The 22,452-nt window shown below is 62.0% G+C and carries 20 protein-coding genes; 9 read left to right on the plus strand and 11 right to left on the minus strand.

Annotation, left to right across the window (positions count from 1 at the left end; all coding sequences use genetic code 11):
* The 7 genes from GO499_RS02560 to GO499_RS02590 all read right to left on the minus strand — a co-directional run bounded on the left by GO499_RS02560 (window position 1) and on the right by GO499_RS02590 (window position 6,871).
* On the minus strand, window positions 1-1,161 hold the full coding sequence (locus GO499_RS02560) for a benzoate/H(+) symporter BenE family transporter (RefSeq protein ID WP_161860718.1): 1,161 nt from the start codon (window positions 1,159-1,161) through the stop codon (window positions 1-3).
* Between the two features lie 69 nt (window positions 1,162-1,230).
* Complete coding sequence (locus GO499_RS02565; protein ID WP_161860719.1) at window positions 1,231-1,725, minus strand: DUF1993 family protein; 495 nt, start codon at window positions 1,723-1,725, stop codon at window positions 1,231-1,233.
* Window positions 1,726-1,731: 6 nt separating this feature from the next.
* A complete protein-coding gene (locus GO499_RS02570; RefSeq protein ID WP_161860720.1) occupies window positions 1,732-2,583 on the minus strand; it encodes an ABC transporter permease in 852 nt (283 codons plus the stop codon).
* A 6-nt stretch (window positions 2,584-2,589) separates the two neighbouring features.
* On the minus strand, window positions 2,590-4,239 hold the full coding sequence (locus tag GO499_RS02575; RefSeq protein WP_161860721.1) for an ABC transporter permease: 1,650 nt from the start codon (window positions 4,237-4,239) through the stop codon (window positions 2,590-2,592).
* On the minus strand, window positions 4,239-4,526 hold the full coding sequence (locus tag GO499_RS02580; RefSeq protein WP_161860722.1) for a DUF1330 domain-containing protein: 288 nt from the start codon (window positions 4,524-4,526) through the stop codon (window positions 4,239-4,241). The genes GO499_RS02575 and GO499_RS02580 overlap by 1 nt, the downstream gene beginning before the upstream one ends.
* 56 nt (window positions 4,527-4,582) lie before the next feature.
* The gene (locus GO499_RS02585; protein WP_161860723.1) at window positions 4,583-5,692 is read right to left on the minus strand and encodes an extracellular solute-binding protein; all 1,110 of its coding nucleotides are present in this window, start codon (window positions 5,690-5,692) and stop codon (window positions 4,583-4,585) included.
* An 87-nt stretch (window positions 5,693-5,779) separates the two neighbouring features.
* A complete protein-coding gene (locus GO499_RS02590) occupies window positions 5,780-6,871 on the minus strand; it encodes an ABC transporter ATP-binding protein (RefSeq protein WP_161860724.1) in 1,092 nt (363 codons plus the stop codon).
* A gap of 284 nt (window positions 6,872-7,155) precedes the next feature.
* Between GO499_RS02590 and GO499_RS02595 the strand changes: the two genes are divergently transcribed.
* On the plus strand, window positions 7,156-8,064 hold the full coding sequence (locus GO499_RS02595; RefSeq protein ID WP_161860725.1) for a hypothetical protein: 909 nt from the start codon (window positions 7,156-7,158) through the stop codon (window positions 8,062-8,064).
* A 4-nt stretch (window positions 8,065-8,068) separates the two neighbouring features.
* On the opposite strand, the gene argE is transcribed toward GO499_RS02595, so the two are convergent.
* Window positions 8,069-9,226, minus strand: a complete 1,158-nt coding sequence (argE, locus tag GO499_RS02600) for an acetylornithine deacetylase (protein WP_161860726.1) — start codon at window positions 9,224-9,226, stop codon at window positions 8,069-8,071.
* Window positions 9,227-9,397: 171 nt separating this feature from the next.
* Here argE and GO499_RS02605 point away from each other — a divergent pair, with 171 nt between their 5' ends.
* The 5 genes from GO499_RS02605 to GO499_RS02625 all read left to right on the plus strand — a co-directional run bounded on the left by GO499_RS02605 (window position 9,398) and on the right by GO499_RS02625 (window position 15,331).
* Window positions 9,398-10,402, plus strand: a complete 1,005-nt coding sequence (locus GO499_RS02605) for an ABC transporter ATP-binding protein (RefSeq protein WP_161860727.1) — start codon at window positions 9,398-9,400, stop codon at window positions 10,400-10,402.
* Window positions 10,395-11,396: an ABC transporter ATP-binding protein gene (locus GO499_RS02610; RefSeq protein WP_161860728.1), complete on the plus strand. Its 1,002-nt coding sequence runs from the start codon at window positions 10,395-10,397 to the stop codon at window positions 11,394-11,396. The genes GO499_RS02605 and GO499_RS02610 overlap by 8 nt, the downstream gene beginning before the upstream one ends.
* A gap of 67 nt (window positions 11,397-11,463) precedes the next feature.
* On the plus strand, window positions 11,464-13,161 hold the full coding sequence (locus GO499_RS02615) for a peptide ABC transporter substrate-binding protein (protein WP_161860729.1): 1,698 nt from the start codon (window positions 11,464-11,466) through the stop codon (window positions 13,159-13,161).
* A 246-nt stretch (window positions 13,162-13,407) separates the two neighbouring features.
* Window positions 13,408-14,418, plus strand: a complete 1,011-nt coding sequence (locus GO499_RS02620) for an ABC transporter permease (protein ID WP_161860730.1) — start codon at window positions 13,408-13,410, stop codon at window positions 14,416-14,418.
* Window positions 14,411-15,331 (plus strand): ABC transporter permease, encoded by a 921-nt coding sequence (locus tag GO499_RS02625; RefSeq protein WP_161860731.1) that lies wholly within the window; start codon window positions 14,411-14,413, stop codon window positions 15,329-15,331. The genes GO499_RS02620 and GO499_RS02625 overlap by 8 nt, the downstream gene beginning before the upstream one ends.
* A 105-nt stretch (window positions 15,332-15,436) precedes the next feature.
* On the opposite strand, the gene ccmB is transcribed toward GO499_RS02625, so the two are convergent.
* Window positions 15,437-16,102, minus strand: coding sequence for a heme exporter protein CcmB (gene ccmB / locus GO499_RS02630; RefSeq protein WP_161860732.1), 666 nt, complete (start codon window positions 16,100-16,102; stop codon window positions 15,437-15,439).
* Window positions 16,099-16,743 (minus strand): heme ABC exporter ATP-binding protein CcmA, encoded by a 645-nt coding sequence (ccmA, locus tag GO499_RS02635; protein WP_161860733.1) that lies wholly within the window; start codon window positions 16,741-16,743, stop codon window positions 16,099-16,101. The genes ccmB and ccmA overlap by 4 nt, the downstream gene beginning before the upstream one ends.
* A gap of 253 nt (window positions 16,744-16,996) precedes the next feature.
* Here ccmA and acnA point away from each other — a divergent pair, with 253 nt between their 5' ends.
* From acnA to GO499_RS02650, 3 genes are all read left to right on the plus strand, one after another.
* Window positions 16,997-19,774, plus strand: a complete 2,778-nt coding sequence (acnA, locus tag GO499_RS02640; protein WP_161860734.1) for an aconitate hydratase AcnA — start codon at window positions 16,997-16,999, stop codon at window positions 19,772-19,774.
* A gap of 149 nt (window positions 19,775-19,923) precedes the next feature.
* Entirely contained in the window at window positions 19,924-20,727 is an 804-nt protein-coding gene (locus GO499_RS02645; RefSeq protein WP_161860735.1) for a dioxygenase family protein, read from the plus strand.
* Window positions 20,728-20,829: 102 nt separating this feature from the next.
* Window positions 20,830-21,534, plus strand: coding sequence for a DUF1223 domain-containing protein (locus tag GO499_RS02650; RefSeq protein ID WP_161860736.1), 705 nt, complete (start codon window positions 20,830-20,832; stop codon window positions 21,532-21,534).
* On the opposite strand, the gene GO499_RS02655 is transcribed toward GO499_RS02650, so the two are convergent.
* On the minus strand, window positions 21,521-22,450 hold the full coding sequence (locus tag GO499_RS02655; RefSeq protein ID WP_161860737.1) for a lysophospholipid acyltransferase family protein: 930 nt from the start codon (window positions 22,448-22,450) through the stop codon (window positions 21,521-21,523). The genes GO499_RS02650 and GO499_RS02655 overlap by 14 nt on opposite strands.
* Between the last annotated feature and the right edge of the window lie 2 nt (window positions 22,451-22,452).

Consider the following 22,452-nt stretch of genomic DNA (forward strand, 5'->3'; position numbering starts at 1 on the left):
TCAGAACCGGCCCAGCCGGGTTTGCAGCAGGTGCAACAGTACGCCGATGACCAGCCCCCAGACGGCCGCACCGAGGCCCAGGATGGTGATGCCCGAAGCGGTGACCACGAAGGTAATTGCAGCCGCTTCGCGCGTGATCTCGGGTGTGAGGGCGGCGGTGGCGGATTTGATGAACACGCTGATCAGGGCGATGCCCGCGAGGGTGCCAAGCAGCAAGGTTGGTGCCAGGCCCGCGAAACCGGTGATCACTCCGGCGAAAATACCGAAGACGGCGTAGAACAGCCCGGCAAACACAGCTGCCCAGTAGCGCAGGGCCGGGTCGGGGTGGGCCTCGTCGCCCGAACACATGGCCGAGGTGATGGCGGCGAGGCAGGTGGCCGGCGCGCCGAACGAGGCCGAGAGCAGACTGGCGACGCCAACAGCGGTGAAGCCGTGGCCGGCCTCCGGTGCGTATCCGTTGGAGCGCAGGACGGCGACACCGGGGATATTCTGGGTAGCCATCGTTACGATGAACAACGGAATGCCGATGGAAATGGCAGTGCCGGGATCGAGCGCGGGTGCAATCAGGAGAAACGGGGTCACCAGAGTCGGTGGCAGTGTCGCGCCGCCGGCATGAATCAGGGTGACGATGGCGGCGGCGATGACGGCAGCAGGCACGGCGAATAGCGGCCTGATGAAACGGGCGGCAATCCAGGTGAGGACGACGGGCAAGGCAAGCAGCGGGATTTCGGCGATGCCCTGAAAGGGCTGCATCGTGATCTTCAGAAGTACGCCGGCAAGCATGGCATGGGCGAGCGGGATCGGGATGGCGGCGGCGAGTCGGGCGAAGGGACGCCAGAGGCCGGCAATGACAGTAAGTGCTCCGGCAAGGATGAAGGCGCCGATAGCCCCGGCAAAACCGCTCTCGGGCGTAGCGGTGACGGCGAGGAGGGCGACGCCGGGTGTCGACCAAGCTACCGAGATCGGCTGGCGTTTCCATAGCGCAAGAAAGACGCCCGTCAGTCCCATGGCGATCGCGGCAGCAGCAAGGGCCGAGGCGGCCTGCGCATCTGTCGCGCCGACCTGCCGGACGCCCTGGAGGACGATGGGAAAAGAGCTGAAGAAGCCGACGATGGCGACGACAAGGCCGGTAGTTATGGTCTGAAACGGGGGCAGGGACATTCGGGCCTCGGCGGTCGCGGTCGGGCGGACCTTAGGAGGCGGCAGAGGTGAGTGCAATCTCCGCCATGTTCAGAATCTGAAGCCGGGAGGGTAACTGTGCTGGCCATCAAAATCCGACTTGCCGATGGACACGCCCTGTGCGCGGAGCGTGGCGTAGCCGAACGTGAGGTGGAAGAAGAAATTCGGCAGCCCGTAGCATGTGGCAAAGGTATCCGCGGTCTGACGGAGTTCGGCGAAACCGGCGGTGTGGGTGATGGTGCGGGTAGTGGCTCCGGCGAAGTCCGCCTCTGTGAGCGGTGTCAGATGCGCACGGGCCGTATCCGCGCGGGCAGCGAGCGCGGTTTCCGGCAACTCCGGGGCATCGCGCCCGATCAGCGGAAAGACGGTGCGGAGCGTGAAGCCTTGGGCGGTGGCGAAGTGCTCCGCTGCCGTGCCTGTGTCCTCCGTCAGTCTGGATGCCAATGCGGTGTCTGGTGCCTTGGCGATGATTGAGTTCAGCCGTCCGAGATAATGGAGAAACACCGGGACGGTGGCGCGAAACAGACCCGCGTCGCCAATTCCCATGCTGGCTCAGCCCGGACTCATGCCACGCAGACGCTCCGACCGGCGGCGAAGGAGTTCGATTGCTGTCAGCAACATCACCGAGAGGACCACGAGGATCGTCGCCACGGCCAGAATCGTCGGGCTGATCTGTTCGCGCAGGCCGGTGAACATTTGCCAAGGCAGCGTTTTCTCGGCCGCAGATCCGACGAAGAGGACCACCACGACTTCATCGAAGGAGGTAATGAAGGCGAAGAGCGCGCCGGAGATCACGCCGGGCAGGATCAGCGGCATCTGGATCTTGAAGAAGGTGCGAACCGGGCCTGCGCCCATATTGGCTGCAGCGCGGGTAAGGCTTTCGTCGAACCCCACCAGAGTGGCGGTGACGGTGATGATCACGAAGGGCACGCCGAGCGCGGCATGGGCAAGGATCACGCCGATCTTGGTGCCCTGGATGCCGATGGTGGAGTAGAAGAAGAACATGCCCGTGGCCGAGATGATCAGCGGCACGATCATCGGCGAGATAAGGATCGCCATGATTGCGCCCTTGAAGGGCACATGGCGTTGCGAAAGGCCGATGGCGGCGAGCGTGCCGAAGGAGACCGACAGAAGCGTGGCCCATGGCGCGATCGTCAATGAGTTTTTGAGCGCCAGTTGCCAATCGGAATTGGAGAAGAAATCCCGGTAGTGCTTGAGGCTGTAACCTTCCGGATCCAGCGCCAGCATTTTCGGCGTGAAGGTGAAGAAATTCTCTGCATTGAAGCTGAGCGGGATGATTGTGAGGATCGGGAAGATCAGGAAGAAGAAGATCAGCCCGCAGATCACCCGGAAGCTGTAGTACCAAAGTTTCTGATGGGGTGTGGCGTAGACGGGAAGGCTCATGTTTCTTTACCCCAGCTTCACGTTGTCGATGCCGACCATCCGGTCGTACACCCAGTAGAGCGCCAGCACGATGACCAGCAACGCGGTGCCAAGGGCCGCGGCGAGGCCCCAGTTCAGGCTGGTCGAAATGTGGTAGGCAATGCGGTTCGAGATAAACGTTCCGTCTGTCCCGCCGACGAGTTCGGGCGTGATGTAGTAGCCGATGGCGAGGATGAAAACGAGGATCGAACCCGCGCCGATTCCCGGCACTGACTGCGGGAAATAGACCCGCCAGAAAGCTGTCCAGTTCGTCGCGCCGAGCGATTTGGCTGCGCGGAGATAAGTGGGCGGGATGGTCTTCATCACCGAGTAGAGCGGCAGGATCATGAACGGCAGCAGAATGTGCGTCATCGCGATGACGGTACCAAGCTGGTTGTTGATCATGACGAGGCGGCCGCTGTCGGAGACGATGCCGACCCATACAAGGATGTCGTTGATCACCCCCTGTTGTTGCAGCAGCACCTTCCACGCGGAGGTGCGGACGAGAAGCGATGTCCAGAACGGCAGGAGCACCAGGATCATCAGAAGGTTCGCCGTACGCATCGGCAAGTTCGCCAGTATCCAGGCCACCGGGTAGCCAAGCAGGATGCAGGTGCCGGTAATGGTAAGCGAGAGGATCATCGTACGGATGAACAGCTTGATGTAGATCCGCTCGTCCTCTGGCTTGAGCGCGATGCCCTCGCCGGTAAGTTCAAGATCGGCGGCATTGAGGAAGTAGCCGGACGTGAACGGCGGCGAGAAAGTCTTGATCGTGGCCCAGGTCTCGTTGTCACCCCAGTCTTCGTCGATGTCGATGAAGGCGTCCTTGGTGCTGATCGGCGTGAAGCCGGAAACAGCGTCCGCCGCGGCGGAGAGCCTGGCATCGCCCAATGCTTCTGCGGCAGCCGGGTCGGCGCTGAGATCGTCGTAGAGGGACAGATAGACCATGTGCCATGGGTCTTCTTCGTAGGCGCTTTCCTCATCCTCGGTCCGAAGGGTTGCGGCAAAGGCGGCGTAGGCGTCGGCCGTGCGCGGCAGCGCCTCTCGGGCGGCATCGGAAAGGCGCGGCACGGGGGGAAGTTCATCGAAATCTCGGCCTTGCTCTTCCTTGCGGGCAATCCAGTCCTGCGTATTCGCCAGCCAGGCTTCACCACCGAGCAGGGTGGCCAGTGTCCGGGGTTCCTCCCACGCGGGGTCGAGCGCCACGAATTGCTCCGTGATCTCTTCGCCGATGTCGTCGACGCTGCGGCCGGATTTGCGGAACAGCGACGACATGCCTGCGCTCTCGTAGTTCAGGCGGCTGCCGAGCCGGGTGTGCATCTTGCGTTCCGTCGCGATCATCAGGTCACGGGTCAGGGCGGCGAAGACCGGCTCTCCCGGCGTTCCACTCTCCGGCTCCCAGTCGGCGACCACGCGTACCGTACGGGGTATCGTGTCCGCCACGATCTCGTTCTTGACCGAGCGGAACAACATGTCGGCAATGGGGGCAATGAAGGTGATCAGCACGAAGAGGAGCAGCGGGGCGATGAGCATCAGCGCCCGCAGTTTCTGGCGGCGCAGGGCGCGGGCGAGCGACTTTTTCAGCGGAACACCCTGATTGTCGACCATTATTGCCGTTGTTTGGCCGGTATCGGACATCAGTGACCCTCCACGATCAGAATATCGGACATGGCGTTGGCCTGACGGATTTTCAGAACTTCCTGATATTCATCGGAATAATAGGCTTTGCGTGCGGTCTGGTAATCGGGAAACTCGATAATGACGTGGCGCTCCTTCATGGGGCTTTCGGGTGTTTCACTCTGGCCGCCGCGGACCAGGAATATGCCGCCGAAACTCTCGATGATCGGGGTGTCGCGCTCGACATATTCCTTGTACGCGTCGGGATTGGTGACCGTGATGTGGCCAACCCAGTAGCCTTTGGGCATTCGCATTCTCCTGGATGAAGCGGGGCCGCGCCGGGTGGCGCAGCCCCAAGGGCCGATTACTGGATCAGCCAGGCTTGGAATTTCGCATCCAGATCGTCGCGGTTGTCTGCCCACCATTCATAGTTGAACAGGAAGGTGTTTTGCGCGTTGGCCGGATCGGTCGGCATGTGCGGAGCCATGTCGATGCCAAGTTCGGCGTGCTGGCCGACGAGCGGTGCAGAGGATGCACGGGCCGGACCGTAGGAGATGTAGGCTGCCTGATCGGCGAGACGCTGGGTGTCGGTCGCGAAGTAGATGTAGTCCAGCGCACGAGCCTGACGTTCGTCGGACAGACCGGCGGGAATGATCCAGCCGTCCAGATCGAACATCTGCCAGTCCCAGAGCATCTTCACCGGCTGGTCCTGCTCCTCGATCACGGAGAAGAGGCGGCCGTTGTAGGTGGAACCGATGGCGACTTCACCATCCGCCAGAAGCTGCGGCGTCTCGGCACCGGCCGTCCACCAGACGGTCTGATCCTTGATCGTGTCGAGCTTGGCGAACGCGCGGTCAACGCCCTCGTCCGTCTCCAGCAGGTCATAGACCTCCTCGATGGAGACACCGTCACAGATCAGGGCCCATTCCATGTTGGCGATCGGACGCTTTTCCAGCGCACGCTTGCCGGGGAATGTTTCCGTGTCGAACACGGCGCAGACGCTGTCCGGCTCGGAATCCCAGCCTTCATTATCGGTGCGGTAACCGAATGTGGTGGAGTAGACGATCTGCGGAATGAAGCAGTCGGAAACGATCAGGTCGCCGAAATCTTCGGACGCTGGGGTGCCGTCCGGTGCCGGAGCAAGCTGCTCGTCCGCGTCGATTTCCAATGCAAGGCCTTCATCGCAAAGGCGCATTGCATCTGCGGCAACCACGTCCACGACGTCCCATGTGACGTTGCCGGCTTCTGCCATGGCGCGCAGCTTGGCGACGGCTTCTGCGGAGCTTTCGTCGTTGACGATCGAAACGCCGGTCTTCTCCATATAGGGGTCGTGATACGCTTTCTGCTGCGAATTTGAATAAGCGCCGCCCCACGAAACGATCGTCATCTCGTTTGCCATGTGGCCGTCGGCACTGGCTGCGGAGGCAATTGCCATCGCGCTGGCTGCGCCTGTGAGTGCATATCTGAGTTTCATTCAACTCTCCCGTTACGTTTTGGTTGGTCCTTTGACTTCAACTTCACGACGCGCCGGACACTCGCGCGTCGTTGTTCCGGAAATTTTTCAGGCCGCGTCGAGGGCGCGGCAATCCTCACGCGCCCATGTCAGGCGGGTGGTTTCGCCGACGACCAGATGCTTGTGGCCAGCGGCGTTCGGAACCTTGACGATAAAATCCTCATTGCCGTGCACGTTTACGCGGCAGCGGATGTGATCGCCCAAATAGATGAGTTCCAACACCTTGGCATCGACACTGTTGTGATCCGCCGGGCCGTCGATCACTACCCGCTCGGGTCGGATCGACAGCAGCGTTTCGTCGCCCACGTCGCCGCAGTTCACGGCCAATGCGCTGCAGTTCTCGCCGTTCGCGAACTGAACATTCACCGTGTCGCCCTCGCGTGCCGTGATCTTGCCCGACAGCTTGTTATTTTCGCCGATAAACTGGGCGACGAAACTGTTCTCGGGCCGCTCGTATAGATCCTCGGGCGGGGCGAGTTGCTGGATGCGGCCATCGTCGAACACAGCGACGCGGTCCGACATGGTGAGCGCCTCGGACTGGTCGTGCGTGACGTAGACCACAGTGACGCCGAGGCGTTCGTGGATGTGTTTGATCTCGAACTGCATGTGCTCCCGCAGCTGCTTGTCGAGTGCGCCGAGCGGTTCATCCATCAGTACCAGTTCCGGCTCGAAGACCAGCGCGCGGGCCAGCGCGATTCTCTGTTGCTGGCCACCTGAAAGCTGGGCCGGACGGCGACCGGCGAATTCGCCCATCTGAACCATGTCGAGCGCCCGCATCACCTTGGCTTCGCGATCAGCCTTGCTCATTTTGCGCACTTCGAGCGGGAAGGCGAGGTTCTCGCCAACCGTCATGTGCGGGAAGAGGGCGTAATTCTGGAAGACCATGCCGATTCCACGTTTGTGAGGCGGAATGTTGTTGATCGGTTTGCCGTCGAGGCGGATATCGCCGGTTGTGGCAGTCTCGAAACCTGCGAGCATCATCAGGCAGGTCGTCTTGCCGGAGCCGGAGGGGCCCAGCATGGTGACGAATTCGCCCTTGGAAATGAAGAGGTTGAGATCTTTGACGACGAGGGTTTCGCCATCATAACTTTTCTGGACGCCATCAAAGGCGACAAATGCATCCTCGGGGGAAGCTACCATGTAATATTCCCTGTTCGTGTGGCCTTTTGTGACCTTGGCTAAAGCTAAACAGCTTCAAACCGGTGTGTAAAGTCGATTGCCGGTTATCTGGGCAACTCTCTGGCAGCTTCGGGCAATTGCGTGCATTTGCGACAGGTTCTTTATGAATATTGTGCAGAACCGGATTTAGCGGCAGCTTTCCGTAGCAAGAACGCGGGGTTGCGGCGTGCGCTTGCACGAAGCGGGACAATCGCCTAAGCGAAAGGCCGCATCAACGTGAGACGGGAATACGGGCTGTGGCCGCGATGAAGCTGACCCTCCATTTCGGGGCGCACAAGACCGCTTCCAGTTACCTGCAGCGCACGCTTGCCCACAACCGCGACCTGTTGCGTCGCAATGGCGTCGGATACGTACATCTGGCGATGATGCGCCAGAAAGTGACCAACCCGCTGGCATGGGCGCGCAACTTTCCCGACGACAAGGCCCGGGTGAAGGCATCGAAGACGCGGGCGGCGAATTTCCTTCAGCGTATGTGGGGGGAGCGGCTGCTGGGAGATGGAGAGACACCCCAGCGGCATCTGTTGTTGTCCGATGAAAATCTGATCGGTGTGCCCCGAGAAATGGTCAACTGGCGACGCCTATACCCGACGCTGACAGAGCGGATGGAGGTGTTGCAACCGATGCTTGGCGACGCAGTGCCGCGCATCTATCTGTGCATTCGCAATCCCGTCACTTACGCGCCCTCGATCTTCTGCGAAGCCCTTGTCGCCCGCAACGCGGCGGAATTCGACCTGCGTAGCTATCGCAAGGACTGGCTGAAGCATCAGCCACGCTGGAGCAACGTGATCGGAAAGCTTCGGCATACCTTTCCGAATGCGGAAATTCGCGTCTGGGATTTCGCGGACTTCCGGGCGTTGGAGAGCCGCATCCTGCACGAGATGGCCGATGTGCCGAATGGCGAGACGTTCGAACCGCTGACTGACATCATCCGGCCCTCAATTACCGACAAGGCGGCGCGCAAGTTGTTGTGGATTCAGCGGTGGAAGGGCAATCAGGCTCGGTTCGAGGCGTTGCCGGAGGTTCGTCGCCAGTACGCCGACGGGCCCAAGCTGCAGCTCTGGAAATCCAAGGACTTGCCGCTGCTGGAAGACCTGTATGCCGAAGACCTGGCCGGGATCGCGGCCATGGAAAACGTGGTGTTGATCCGGCCCTGATCGCTCATTTCGAAAGATCGGCAATGAGGCGGCTGATGAACGCGCTGCCCGCCGCCAATTGCGAAACCTCGATGAATTCATTCGGCTGGTGGGCTTGCGCGATCGAACCGGGGCCGCAGATCACGGTGGAATAGCCGCCGTCCTGAAACTGGCCCGCCTCCGTGGCGTAGGAGACGACATGGGTGCCGTTGTCACCCGTCAGTCTGCGGGCGATGGTTTCGGCGGTTCCGTTTTCTTCCGCCCGGCAACCGGGGACGGCGCCGACGATTTCGACGGTGATGCCGGCCTCGGGCCTTACTTTGCCGATCCTGTCGGCCAGACGGGCGGCTTCGGCCATATAGGCCTCGATCCAGCTGGCCTGGCTTTCTGTTGGCAGGCTGCGGATGTCGCAAGAGAAGGTGCAGTCGCGGGCCGTAATATTGTGGGCGGTGCCGCCCCGGATTTCGCCGACATGAAGGGTGGTCCATGGCGGTTCGTAGCCAAGTGTGGTGCCGGCGGCTTCGCGGCGGTTCGCCTCTGTCTGCGCGGCGATCCAGTTGATCATTTCCGCTGCGGTCATCACGGCCGAGACGCCTTGGTGCATCAGGCTGGAATGCACTTCGAAGCCGCGAACGTGCGTATGGAGTTCGCAGATGGCCTTGTGACCGGTGACGACTTGCATCTCCGTTGGTTCGCCGACAATGACGGCTGCGGCGCGGGGAAGGACGGCCATGGCCTCGATCAGCGGCGGTGCGGCGAAGCAGCCAACCTCCTCGTCATAGGTCAGGGCAAACTGGATCGGCCGTTTCAGGTCGGCTGCAAGCATTTCCGGAACGGCGGCCAGTGCGCAGGCCAGAGACCCCTTCATGTCGCAGGTGCCGCGCCCGTAGAGGCGTCCTTCCCGCTCCGTCAGCGTGAAGGGATCCGAATCCCACGGCTGGCCGGCGACCGGCACAACGTCGGTATGACCCGACAGAATGACCCCTCCGGCGACCTCCGGCCCGATCTGAGCGAACAGCGAGGCCTTCATGCCCGTTTCGTCGGGCACGCGCGTTGTCGCCACGCCGTGGGACTGGAAATAGGATTCCACGAAGGTGATCAGGTCGAGGTTCGATAGGTCCGAGATGGTGTTGAAGCCGACCAGTTCGGCAAGCATGGCCTTTGGTTCAATGGACGTGGACATTCGGGGGCGTGCCTTTCGATTGGGCATCACCTTTAAAACCGCACATCGTGGCGTCAAGCGAAGAAATTGTGCATTGCGGAAGTACAATTTGCGTGCTTCTTTGCCGCTCAGGTGATTGAATTCACGTCAGATGGTTCCGCAAGAGAGCCGCAGGTAAAGACAGGGGTCTATATGCGAGATGGGTCTGCCCCCATCCTCGACGTGCATGATCTGAAAACGATCTTTCGCACCCGCGACGGCGAGGTGCATGCCGTCAACAACGTGTCCTTTGCCGTCAATCCGGGTGAGCTTCTCGGGGTGGTGGGTGAGAGCGGCTCGGGCAAATCGGTGACCATGATGTCACTGATGGGACTTCTGCCCAGCCCGCCTGCCGAAATCGTCAGTGGTCAGATCCTCTTCGATGGTCGTGATGTACGTGCGATGACCAAGGCGGAGATGCGTGACTTGCGCGGCGGCGATATCGGTTTTGTATTCCAGGATCCGATGACATCTCTGAACCCGGTCTTCACCGTCGGCTATCAGATCATGGAGCCGTTGCGTGTGCATCTGGGCCTGTCGAAGAAAGCGGCGCGGACGCGTGCGGGGGAACTGCTGGCCCTTGTCGGCATTCCGGACGCGCATCGGCGCCTTGGCGACTATCCGCACGAGTTTTCCGGCGGCATGCGGCAGCGGGTCATGATCGCAATCGCGCTGGCCTGCGACCCGAAGGTTCTGATTGCCGATGAACCGACGACGGCGCTGGACGTCACCATTCAGGCACAGATCATAGAATTGGTGAAGGACCTGCGCGAGCAACTGGGCATGGCCATCGTCTGGATCACCCATGACCTCGGGGTCGTCGCCGGCATCGCCGACCGGGTTATCGTGATGTACGGTGGCCAGATCGTCGAGCATGGGCCGGTGCGCGACCTGTTCGCCCGGCCGCAGCATCCTTACACGCGCGCACTTCTGGAAACGGTGCCGCGCGTCGACGGCAGCCGCGATGCCCGTCTGCGCTCCATCGAGGGGCAACCGCCAAATCTGGCCGCGCATCCGGCATTCTGCCCGTTCGCGCAACGTTGCAGCCATGTGATGGACAGGTGCCGGGTGGAAAACCCCCTGCGCCGACCCGTGGGCAACGGCCATGATGTCGCCTGTTTCTGGGATGCCGAAACCGGAGGCATGGCCCATGTTTGACGCCGTCGGTACGGACCGCAAGGTGTTGGTGAGGGTCGAGGGGCTGAAGATGCACTTCCCGATCCACGCCGGGGTGCTGCGGCGGCAGGTTGGTACCGTCAAGGCTGTCGACGGGCTGACGTTCGATATCTACGATGGTGAAACGTTGGGGCTGGTGGGGGAGAGCGGCTGCGGGAAGTCGACCGCCGGCCGCGCCATTCTGCGCCTCTACGATCCGACAGAGGGGCGGCTGGAGATCGAGGGCAGGGACATCAGCACTTTGCAGGGTGACGCCCTGCGACGGATGCGGCCGCGGATGCAGATGATCTTTCAGGACCCACAGGCCTGCCTGAACCCGCGGATGACCGTTGGTTCGATCATCGCCGAACCGCTTGACGAACACGAGGGTCTTACCAAAAAGGACAAACGTGCGCGGGTGCACGAATTGATGGATCAGGTCGGGCTGAACCGAGATTTCGCCAACCGCTATCCGCACGAATTCTCTGGCGGCCAGCGGCAGCGCATCGGTATCGCCCGTGCACTTGCACTCAACCCGAAATTCATCGTGTGCGACGAGCCGATAGCGGCGCTGGATGTCTCCATCCAGGCGCAGGTTGTCAACCTGCTGGAGGATCTGCAGGAAAAGCTGGGGCTTACGTATCTGTTCATCAGTCACGACCTGTCGATGGTGCGGCATCTCGCGACACGTGTGGCGGTGATGTACCTTGGCAAGATCGTGGAACTGGCCCCGCGGGAGCGGCTGTACGCAGCACCGCAGCATCCCTACACACAAGCACTTCTGTCAGCAGTGCCCAACCCTGACCCGGAGACGGAGGCTGACCGTCGGCGCATCATTCTGAAGGGCGATGTTCCAAGTCCGGCCGATCCGCCGAAGGGATGCAACTTCTGCACCCGCTGCCCGAAGGTGATGGATATCTGCCGGGAGGTCGTGCCCGAATTCAAAGATGTCGGTGGCGGAACGCGCGCGGCTTGCCACCTGCTGGAAGAGGCGTAACATGCTTCGCACGGAATGCGGGACCAAACCCGCGACCATTTCAACCAACAGAAACAGGGAGTCATTCATGACACTTGCAAGAATGCTGACTGGCGCAGCCGTGCTCAGCCTGACCGCGGGGGGTGCTCTGGCGGAGCGGGCCTCGGACGGCCAGCTGAACATTCTCTACTGGCAGGCGCCTTCGCTCCTCAACCCTTACCTTTCGGGCGGGACAAAGGAACTCGAAGCGGCCTCCCTCGTGATCGAGCCGCTGGCCCGCTATGACGAGACCGGCACGATGGTGCCCTATCTGGTGGATGAGATCCCGACCGTCGAAAACGGCGGAGTGGCCGAGGATCTGACGTCGATCACCTGGACGCTGTCCGAGGGGCTTGTCTGGTCCGACGGCACACCCGTGACGGCTGCGGATGCCGTGTTCACGTGGGAATACTGCACCCATCCGGAGGGCGGCTGCGCGCAGGCCTCCAACTTCACCGACGTAACGAACGTGGAAGCGGTGGATGACAGCACCATCAAGATCACCTTTGGTGTCGCAAAGCCGTTCCCCTACGGCCCGTTTGTCGGGGGACAGTCGCCAATCCTGCAAAAGGCGCAGTTCGGCGATTGTCTCGGCGCCAAGGCCGTGGAATGCACGGAGCAGAACTTCGCACCCATTGGCACCGGCCCGTTCACTGTAACGGAATTCAAGGCCAATGACGTGGCGCTGTTCGCAGCAAACGAAAATTACCGAGATGCAGCGAAGCCGGCATTTGCCACCGTGCTGTTCAAGGGGGGCGGAGATGCGGCCGCGGCGGCCCGATCCGTGCTTGAGACCGGCGAATTCGACTATGCCTGGAACCTGCAGGTGGAGCCCGAAGTGCTGAGCCAGATGCAGGCTGCCGGCAAGGGCGAGATCATCTCTGCGTTCGGCACGTCGGTCGAGCGGATCATGGTCAACCAGACAGACCCCGACCCGGCCCTGGGTGACGAGCGCGGCACCGTTGCGCATCCGCATCCGTTCCTGACGGACTCCCGCATCTCCCGCGCTCTGAGCCTCGCGATCGACCGCGAGATCATCGTCGAGGCTGGTTATGGTGCTGCTGGTCAGGTGACCTGCAACGTGCTGCCGGCGCCTGCGGCCTATGCTTCCACCAACAATGACTGGTGCAAGACGCAGGACGTGGAAGCGGCCAAGGCATTGCTGGATGAGGCGGGCTGGGTGCCCGGATCGGATGGCATCCGCGAGAAGGACGGCGAGCGTTTGTCGCTGCTGTACCAGACGTCCACCAACTCCGTGCGTCAGGGCACGCAAGCACTGATCAAACAGATGTGGAACGAGATCGGCGTGGAAGTCGAACTCCGCAACGTCGACGGGTCGGTGTTCTTCGGCGGCGATCAGAGTTCTCCGGACACGTTCCAGAAATTCTTTGCCGACGTCGAGATGTACACCAACAACTTCGACGGTACCGACCCGGAAACCTATATGGCGAACTGGGCCTGCAACGAAATCCCTTCACCCGAAAACCAGTGGCTGGGCGACAACATGCCCCGCTTCTGCTCCGAGGAGTATGACGCGCTGGTGGCGGAGTTCGGCAAGACCTCCGGCATTGAGGCACGCGGCGAGATCGCCAAGAAGATGAACGACATGCTGATGGAAGCCGGCGTGATCATTCCTCTCGTTCACCGCGGCAATCCGTCGGCGAAGTCGAACACACTCGGCGGTGTCAAGATGTCCGATTGGGACAGCGAGTTGTGGAACATCGCTGACTGGCACCGTATCGACTGATCCGTCAGGCAGAGCCATTTCCCCGCCCGGATGACCGGGCGGGGGACGCTCATCCCCAGAGGTGTCAAAATGCTTCCGTTTTTCCTTCGATGCACGTCCCCTGCCACGCAAACTTTCCTTACGAAATGCGACCGGTTCAACCTCGATGAAGCGCTCGTTCTGCGTAGTGGCCGGCCAGTGACAAGTGCGCACATCGGCGCGCCGGCCGATGTCGTGTTCGGGTTCACGGCGAAGAAAGACTAGCCGATGCTCAACTACACCATCCGCCGCCTCCTCTTTGCATTCCCGACACTTCTGGCGATCAGCTTCGTGATCTTCGCGATCCTCGACCTCTCTCCCGGCGACCCGACAGGCAACCTGCCACTGACGATCCCACCGGAGGTGCGTGAGCAAATTCGCGTCTCGCTGGGCCTCGGTGAGCCGTTCCCGATCCGCTACCTCAAATGGTGCCAGCAGTTCTTCATCAACGAACCCTTGAACATGATCGAGCACTGGTTCGGTATCACCATCGGTTCAGGTGACCGCCTTCGCGTGCTCTCGTGGTCCACCCGCTCACCCGTGGTCGATCTGGTGGTCGAGCGGATGCCGCAGACCCTGTGGGTGGTGGGCATGAGCCAGGTCGTGGCGGTGATCATCGCCGTACCAATCGGGGTGATCTCGGCCTACAAGCAATACTCGATCTTCGATCAGGTCGGCACACTGATATCCATGATCGGCTTTTCGGTGCCGACCTTCTTCACCGGCCTCGTGCTGATCGTCATCTTCTCGGTGCATCTCGGCTGGCTGCCATCGGTCTACGACACGACGCTGGTGGTCGACAGTTGGGGCAGCTTCTGGATGCAGGTGAAGCAGATGGCGATGCCGACAATGGTTCTGGCACTGGCCACGACGGCGCAGATCAGCCGGTTCATGCGTGCTTCGATGCTCGACAACCTCAATCAGGATTACGTGCGCACCGCACGTGCCAAGGGGCTGAAGGAGCGCAGCGTGGTTATGATCCATGTGTTGCGCAACTCGATGATCCCGGTGGTGACGGTGATCGCCCTGGGAATACCCGGCATCTTCGGCGGCGCGATCATCACCGAGAACATCTTCAAGGTGAACGGTCTCGGCCAGCTGCTGATCAACGGCATTCAGGGCGCGGACATTCCGCTGGTGCAGACGCTGACCTTCATTTTCGCCTTCCTAATTGTCATGTTCAACCTGATCGCAGACGTGCTCTACGGTCTGCTCGACCCGAGGATCCGCTATGACTGAGGCCGGCGCACCCTCCCTGGCCATCGTCGAACGCGAGAGCCGCTCGCTCTGGGGCGATGTGTGGCAGCAGTTTCGCAGTCACCGCGGTGCGATGGTCGGCTGTTTCATCTTCGGTTTCATCATCCTTTTGGTCTATCTCGGCCCATTCATCCATGACGTCGATCCGACATATCCCGACTACAAGGCGCGCAATTCCGGCATTTCGCTGGCGCATCCCATGGGCACCGACAACCTTGGCCGGGATCTGCTGGCGCAGGTGCTGCAGGGCGGGCGCACGTCGCTGGCCGTTGGTATCACCGCCATGCTGCTGGCGCTGGTGGTCGGCACGATCGTGGGCGTTCTCGCGGGTTTTTTCCGCTGGCTCGACGGGCCGCTGATGCGCCTGACGGACCTGTTTCTGGCACTGCCGCTGCTGCCGCTTCTTCTGGTGGTTGTGATGCTGTTTCGCGACACGCTGCGCACGGCCTTCGGCCCGGAAACCGGCATCTTCATCCTGATTGTCGGCGTGATCGGCATCACTTCATGGATGCAGACCGCGAGGATCGTGCGCGGCGACGTGCTGGCGTTGAAGGAACGCGAATTCGTGCTCGCGGCACGCTCCATCGGTACGCCTTCGCGGCGGATCATCACCCGGCACGTCTTGCCCAACATCCTGTCACCAATCATGGTCTCTGCAACGCTGGGAATTGCCAACGCGATCATCACCGAAAGTGCTGTCAGCTTCCTCGGCCTCGGCTTCCCGCCGGACTACCCGACATGGGGGCGACTTGTGTCGGACAACCAGAACTTCATCGCGCTCAGCCCGGAACGCGCTCTGATCCCGGCGGTGGCAATCTCGCTGACCGTGTTGTCTGTGAACTTCATCGGAGACGGTTTGCGCGATGCGCTGGATCCGCGGATTCGCGGCCGTTGAACCGGGGCGGGCGTTGACAGAACGTCATCAAGAATTGTTCGCCCTTACTGCTGCCCGAAATTGATCTGGAACCTGGGCTAGCTCGTCGTCCACTGCGCGCAGAATTCAGCGCAATTGGATCCGTAAAATTGCGGCCGTCGCAAATGGCGCCAGAGCTATCGTGGCCAGTGTCAGTGCCGTCGTCAGTGCCAGCGCCGGCAGCGGGTCGCGTCCGTCGGCGGCTGCAATGGCGGTCTCCGCGCCGAAGATCAACGTCGGAATATAGAGCGGCAGGGTCAGGATGGCGATCAGCAACCCACCCTGGCGCAAACCAAGTGTCAGCGCTGCACCGATCCCGCCGATGGCGGACAATGCCGGCGTACCGAGTGCGAGTGCAGCCATCAGCCACGGCAGGGCTGCCACGGGCAGGTTCAGGGCAAGTGCCAGCAGCGGGCTGGCCAAGGTCAGTGGCAGGCCGGTGCTGAGCCAGTGGGCGGCAGCCTTGGCGGCGGCGACCAGTTCCAGCGGCAGTGGCGCCAGCGCCATGACGTCGAGGGAGCCGTCCTCGAGATCAGCCTGGAACAGCCGGTCGAGCGACAGCAGACAGGCGAGCAAGGCCCCAAGCCAAAGCGTACCGGGTGCGATGCGGGCGAGGAGTTCGGTGTCCGGTCCGATGCCCAGCGGTATCAGCAGGATCAGGATGAGGAAGAACATGAGAGCCTGCGCCGTGCCGGCGCCAGACCGGAGGCCGAGGCGCAGGTCGCGCAAAAGGATCGCGCGGGCGGCGCTCACGCGATGCTGCCTTCGAGGAACGGATCCGTGTCACGGCCAACGGTCAGGGGCGAAAGGCAGAGTGTGCGGCAGTCGGGCAGCCCCAGCGGGAGGTGGCTGGCGATCACTGCCATCCCGCCGGCCGCCAGGTGTTCTGACAACAGGTCGGTCAGGCGGGCGGTGTTATCCCCGTCGAGTGAGACCGTCGGTTCGTCCATGAGCCAAAGCCCGGCCCCTGTCAGCGGCAGACGGGCGAGGCCTAGGCGGCGTTTCTGACCCGCGCTCAGCCGGCCCGCAGGCCGGTCGGCCAGAGAAGCGAGGTCGAACCGAGCAGCGATATTTCCCGGAGCCGCGCCATACAGATCGACCCAGAAGGCCAGCGTCTCCCGTACGGTCATCGCCGGCTTGACTGCGTCGAGATGGCCGGAGAGGGCAATGCCTTCGAGATACGCGGCCCGTTCCGTCAGTAGATCGTGGCCATTGTGGTTGGCGTGGCCTTCCGCCGCACCAAGACCCGCCAGTGCTCGCAGTAGCGAGGTCTTGCCAACGCCGTTCGGACCGCGCAGCAGCAGTGCCTCGCCGGGCGAGAGGCTGAAGGCGATGCCGGTCTGAACGGGGCGTGCCTGCCGGTAGGTGGCGAAGTCGGAAACAACGAGGCTCATGTGGCGAGAGTTACAGGGTAATTCCGCAAATCTGAATCGATTTCTCCCCAAACTGCTCTACAGTCAGCCAGAATGCAGTGCCGGAATGTTGACTGAGTGGGGAATCCGGAAAAAATTGCCATTGTGCACTGCCGAACCGTTGAAATGGTATGCAATTGCATACATATCTCTACCATCACCTTGTCGGGCCACCGCGATTGCGGCATACCGACATCAGGATCAGCCATTTCTCGTGACCAGAGGGAGACAGCCCATGCCCATTACCGTCGGAACCGATAGCGCCAAGACCCGGAGAACCCTTTCGGTCGGCGGCTCCAGCGTCGCCTACTACTCGATCGCGGCGGCGGAGGAGGCGGGGCTCGGCTCGTTCGGCAAGCTGCCCGCGGTGCTGAAGGTCGTGCTGGAAAACATGCTGCGCTTCGAGGACGGCAAGACGGTCAGCCTCGACGATATCCGCGCTTTCTCGGACTGGGCGGAGAAGGGCGGGCGGAACCCGCGCGAGATCGCCTATCGCCCTGCGCGCGTGCTGATGCAGGACTTCACGGGCGTGCCCGCGGTGGTCGATCTTGCCGCCATGCGCGACGGCATCAAGGCGCTGGGCGGCGACCCGCAGAAGATCAACCCGCTGAACCCGGTCGACCTCGTGATCGACCACTCGGTGATGATCGACGAGTTCGGCAACCCGCGCGCCTTCCAGATGAACGTGGACCGCGAATACGAGCGCAACATGGAGCGCTACGTCTTTCTGAAATGGGGCCAGAAGGCCTTCAACAATTTCCGCGTGGTGCCGCCCGGCACCGGCATCTGCCACCAGGTGAACCTTGAATATCTGGCGCAGACGGTCTGGACCGACAGCGACCAGAACGGCGAGGAAGTGGCCTATCCCGACACGCTGGTCGGCACCGACAGCCACACGACGATGGTCAACGGCGCGGCTGTTCTGGGCTGGGGCGTCGGCGGGATCGAGGCCGAGGCGGCGATGCTGGGCCAGCCGATCTCGATGCTGATCCCCGAGGTCGTGGGGTTCGAGCTGACGGGTGCGATGATGGAAGGCACCACCGGCACGGACCTCGTGCTGAAAGTGGTGGAGATGCTGCGCAAGAAGGGCGTGGTCGGCAAGTTCGTGGAGTTCTACGGATCGGGCCTCGACACGCTGCCGCTGGCCGACCGTGCGACCATCGCCAACATGGCGCCGGAATATGGCGCGACCTGCGGCTTCTTCCCGATCGACGCCGAGACGCTGCGCTACCTGCGCAACACGGGCCGCGACGAGGCGCGGGTGGCGCTGGTGGAAGCCTACGCCAAGGAAAACGGCTTCTGGCGCGGGGCGGATTACGCGCCCGTCTACACCGACACGCTGACGCTCGACATGGGCACCATCGTGCCCGCCATTTCCGGCCCCAAACGCCCGCAGGACTACATCGCACTGGATCGCGCCTCGACCGAGTTCGGCAAGTTCATCGCCGGTCTGCGCGGTGCCAAGGATGCCTCGGCCAGCGCCGAAGTGCGCTGGGAAGGCGAGGGCGGTGCGCCCGAGCCGCGCGACATTCCGGGCGATGAAGGCCATCACAACAAGGGCTGGTACAAGGATGCGCAGGAGGCCGCGCATCAGTTGCACGACGGCTCGATCGTGATCGCGTCGATCACCTCCTGCACCAACACGTCGAACCCTTACGTGATGATCGGCGCGGGCCTCGTGGCCCGCAAGGCCCGCGAAAAGGGCCTGACGCGCAAGCCGTGGGTGAAAACCTCTCTGGCGCCCGGCTCGCAGGTGGTTTCGCACTATCTGGAAGCGGCCGATCTGCAGAAGGATCTGGATGCCATCGGCTTCAACCTCGTGGGCTACGGCTGTACGACCTGCATCGGCAACTCCGGCCCGCTGGAAGAGCCGATCTCGAAGGCGATCAACGACTACGACCTCGTGGCGACCTCGGTGCTTTCGGGTAACCGCAACTTCGAGGGCCGCATCAGCCCGGACGTGCGGGCCAACTACCTCGCCTCGCCGCCGCTGGTGGTGGCCTATGCGCTGGTGGGCGACATGAACGTAGATATCACCACGGAACCGCTGGGCGAGGATCAGGACGGCAACCCCGTCTACCTCAAGGATATCTGGCCCTCGCAGAAGGAGATCGCCGATCTGGTGGAGCGGACAGTGACGCGCGAGGCCTTCCAGTCCAAGTACGCCGACGTGTTCAAGGGTGATGAGAAGTGGCAGGGCGTAAACACGACCGACAGCGAGACATACGATTGGCCCGCTTCCTCCACCTACGTACAGAACCCGCCATATTTCCAGGGCATGTCGATGGAAACGAAGCCGATCGAGGACATCAAGGGCGCTCGCGTGCTGGCACTGCTGGGCGACATGGTGACGACCGACCATATCTCGCCCGCTGGCTCGTTCAAGGAAACGACGCCTGCCGGCAAGTATCTGGTGGAACGGCAGGTTCCGCTGCGGGAGTTCAATTCCTACGGCTCGCGGCGCGGCAACCACGAAGTCATGATGCGCGGCACCTTCGCCAATATCCGCATCCGCAACGAGATGCTGGACGGCGTCGAAGGTGGCTACACCAAGGGGCCGGACGGGGAACAGACTTCTATCTATGATGCCGCCATGGCCTATCAGGAGGAGGGTACCCCGCTGGTAATCTTCGGCGGTGAGCAGTATGGCGCGGGCTCGTCGCGCGACTGGGCGGCCAAGGGCACGGCATTGCTCGGCGTGAAGGCGGTCGTCGCCGAAAACTTCGAGCGCATCCACCGCTCCAATCTCGTGGGCATGGGTGTGATTCCGTTCGAGTTTACGGGCGGGGACACACGCAACAGCCTCAATCTGACGGGCGAGGAAACGGTGGATATCGAGGGGCTTTCGGGCGACCTCAAGCCGCTGTCGGAAGTTCCGGCGCGTATCACCTATGCAGATGGGACGGTGAAGGAAATCACGCTGAAGTGCCGGATCGATACCGCTGTCGAGATCGAGTATGTCGAGAACGGCGGCGTGTTGCACTACGTGTTGCGCAATCTCGCGGCGGCCTGAATCCAACGTGTCGGCGCGAGACGGACTGCCGTCGCGCCCGACACCCATCCGGTCGCTCCCTCGAAAACGTGAACAGCCGCAGGCCCCTTTCCATGACGGACTGGGGCCTGTTGTTCGTTGAAGAGGGGAACTGAAGGAAAGGAACAGTCATGTCCGACTCGGCACCAACCAATCAAGGCACCCACGCGCACGGCCTGAAATACGACCTGCCGCATCTCTTCGGCAGGCGGCGGGCAATCTCATCTCTGGCAGCATTGACGCTGGTATCCGCTGCGGGACGGGGCATGGCTGCGGACGGAAGTTGCGTTGCGATACCAGCGGAGACGGCGGGGCCCTTCCCCGCCGATGGCAGCAACCGCGCCGCTGGCCAGACGGTGAACGTTCTGCAGGAGAGCGGTGTCATGCGCGACGACCTTCGCACAAGCTTTGCCGGTATGAGTCCCGTAGCGGAAGGCGTCGAAGTGCAGCTAATTCTGCATCTGGTAGAAGCGGGCACGGCCTGCACACCACTTGCCGGACGGGCAATCTATGTCTGGCATTGCGATGCGGCGGGGCGCTATTCGCTCTACGAGGACAGGGACCGCAACTACCTGCGCGGACTGGGTGTCAGCGATGCGAATGGTATTGTGCGCCTTACCACCGTGTTTCCGGGATGCTACCGGGGACGCTGGCCCCACATTCACTTCGAGGTATTCGACCGGCCCGCGGATGCCGTCGCTGGCAGCGCTGGCCGTCTGACTTCGCAATTGGCCCTTCCGGCAGCGGCCTGCAATGATGTCTATGCTCGTGATCCGCGCTACCATAACAGTGTCGCCAACCTGCGCGGGCAATCGCTGGCGCGGGACGGTATTTTTCGGGACAACACGCCAGACGAGATTGAACAGCAGACGCTCTCTCTGTCAGGGTCACCGGCAACGGGGTTTGAGGCACGGGCAGTAATCGGTCTCGGCTGAGCAATCGCCGACAATGCAGGTGATAAAAACATGGTTCTGTGTGTCATATACCTCTCAAAGGCTTGACTGGCATGTCAGGGCGGGCAGGAGTAGGCCTGTGTCATGATCAAGTCCCTGTTTCTCCCCGCGCTCGTTGCGATTGCTTTAATGGTTCCGGTACAGTCGCGTGCCGAGCAGCCGGTTCTGGTCGAGCTCTTCACCTCACAGGGATGTTCCTCCTGTCCGCCGGCCGACAGGATGTTGGGCGAATTGGTCAGTGACCCGCGTGTTATAGCTCTGTCGTTCCACGTCGACTATTGGGACTATCTCGGGTGGAAGGACACTTTTGCCAGCAGGGCGTTCACCATGCGCCAGCAGGAATACGTGGGCCACACCGACCGCTCCGGCATCCGTCAGAAATTGCGCGGAAAGTTCACGCCGGAAATCGTCATTCAAGGCACCGACAGTTTTATTGGCCACGATGGCAAGTCCATCAGAACAAATTTGGAAGCTCATGCCGGTGCGGTGGCGCGGGCCAGTGTCACGGTTGCGGGCCGGCGGGCCGTGCTCACACCGCTCGCAGCCGGTCTGCCCCGTCTGACCGTCATGCTGGCCTCAGTGCTGCCGAAGGAAACCGTTGCCATTCAGCGGGGCGAGAACAGCGGCCGCAAAATCAGTTATTATCAGGTTGTCACGGATCTGAGCGAAATCGGTACTTGGGACGGGGCTTCGGAAATGGCAATCGATCTGCCCGGTACCGGCCCTGCCGTAGTTTTCCTTCAGGCGGGCAAGGGTGGCCCGGTTCTGGCCGCGGCTAAGGTGAAGTAGCGGCCTGCCTGGCCCGCGCTTCAAGTTCTTCCAGATGCCGGGGATTGCGAATCTGCCAGCGGCGATGCAGCCAATAATACTGCTCCGGGTGGGTCCGAACCCGCCGCGCAAGCCCGTCATTCATCGCTTGCGTCATCTCCGCCGCATCGGTGTGCGGGATAGGAGGATCGAACTCGATGTGGATGGATTGCAAATCCGGCCCGCGCGTGGCGTAGCTGGCCACGAGCGGTCTCTTGAATTTCAGCGCCAGTTCGGCGGCCATGGGTGCCGTCGCCGCAGGCTGGCCAAGGAAATCCAGCAACAAACCGTCGTCGATTTTCTGATCGTGCAGGATTCCGAGCGTCTTTCCTGAAGAGACATGCTTTATCAATGCCCGTGTGCCGCTGCGACCCTTGGGAAAAAGCGGCGCACCGAAACGCTCATACCGTTGGGTCAAGTCGGCGTCCGAAAACCGGTTTTTCAACGGGCGGTAGATCGCGCCCACCTCGACGCCCTGATGCTGCATGAAGGCGCGTGTCGCCTCCCACTGGCCGTAGTGGGCCGACAACGTGATTGCGCCCTTGCCGGAAGCATGGGCCTCCATGATGGCGTTGTACCCTTCCTCGCCCTCCCAGGTGAAGTCCCCCGCCCGAGCAAGCAAGTCGCCAGGATGCAGAATCTCAATGAATGTCCGGCCCAGGTTGGTGGCCATACCTTCAAGAATCGCTTCACGTTTCTTGGCGTCCATCTCCGGGAAAACATGGGCGAGATTGTCCACCACCCGCCCGCGCAGGTGCGAGACATTGCGCAATACCCGGCGCGCGCACCAAGCCGCCACGGCCCCGCGCCGTTCTGGCGGCAGCGGCCGCGTGGCAGCGATGAGCGCCCGGACGGGCAGGTTTTCGAGATAATCGCCGAAGGCGGTACGGTTGCCCATGA

It is taken from the genome of Algicella marina, assembly GCF_009931615.1.
Lineage (GTDB): Bacteria > Pseudomonadota > Alphaproteobacteria > Rhodobacterales > Rhodobacteraceae > Algicella > Algicella marina.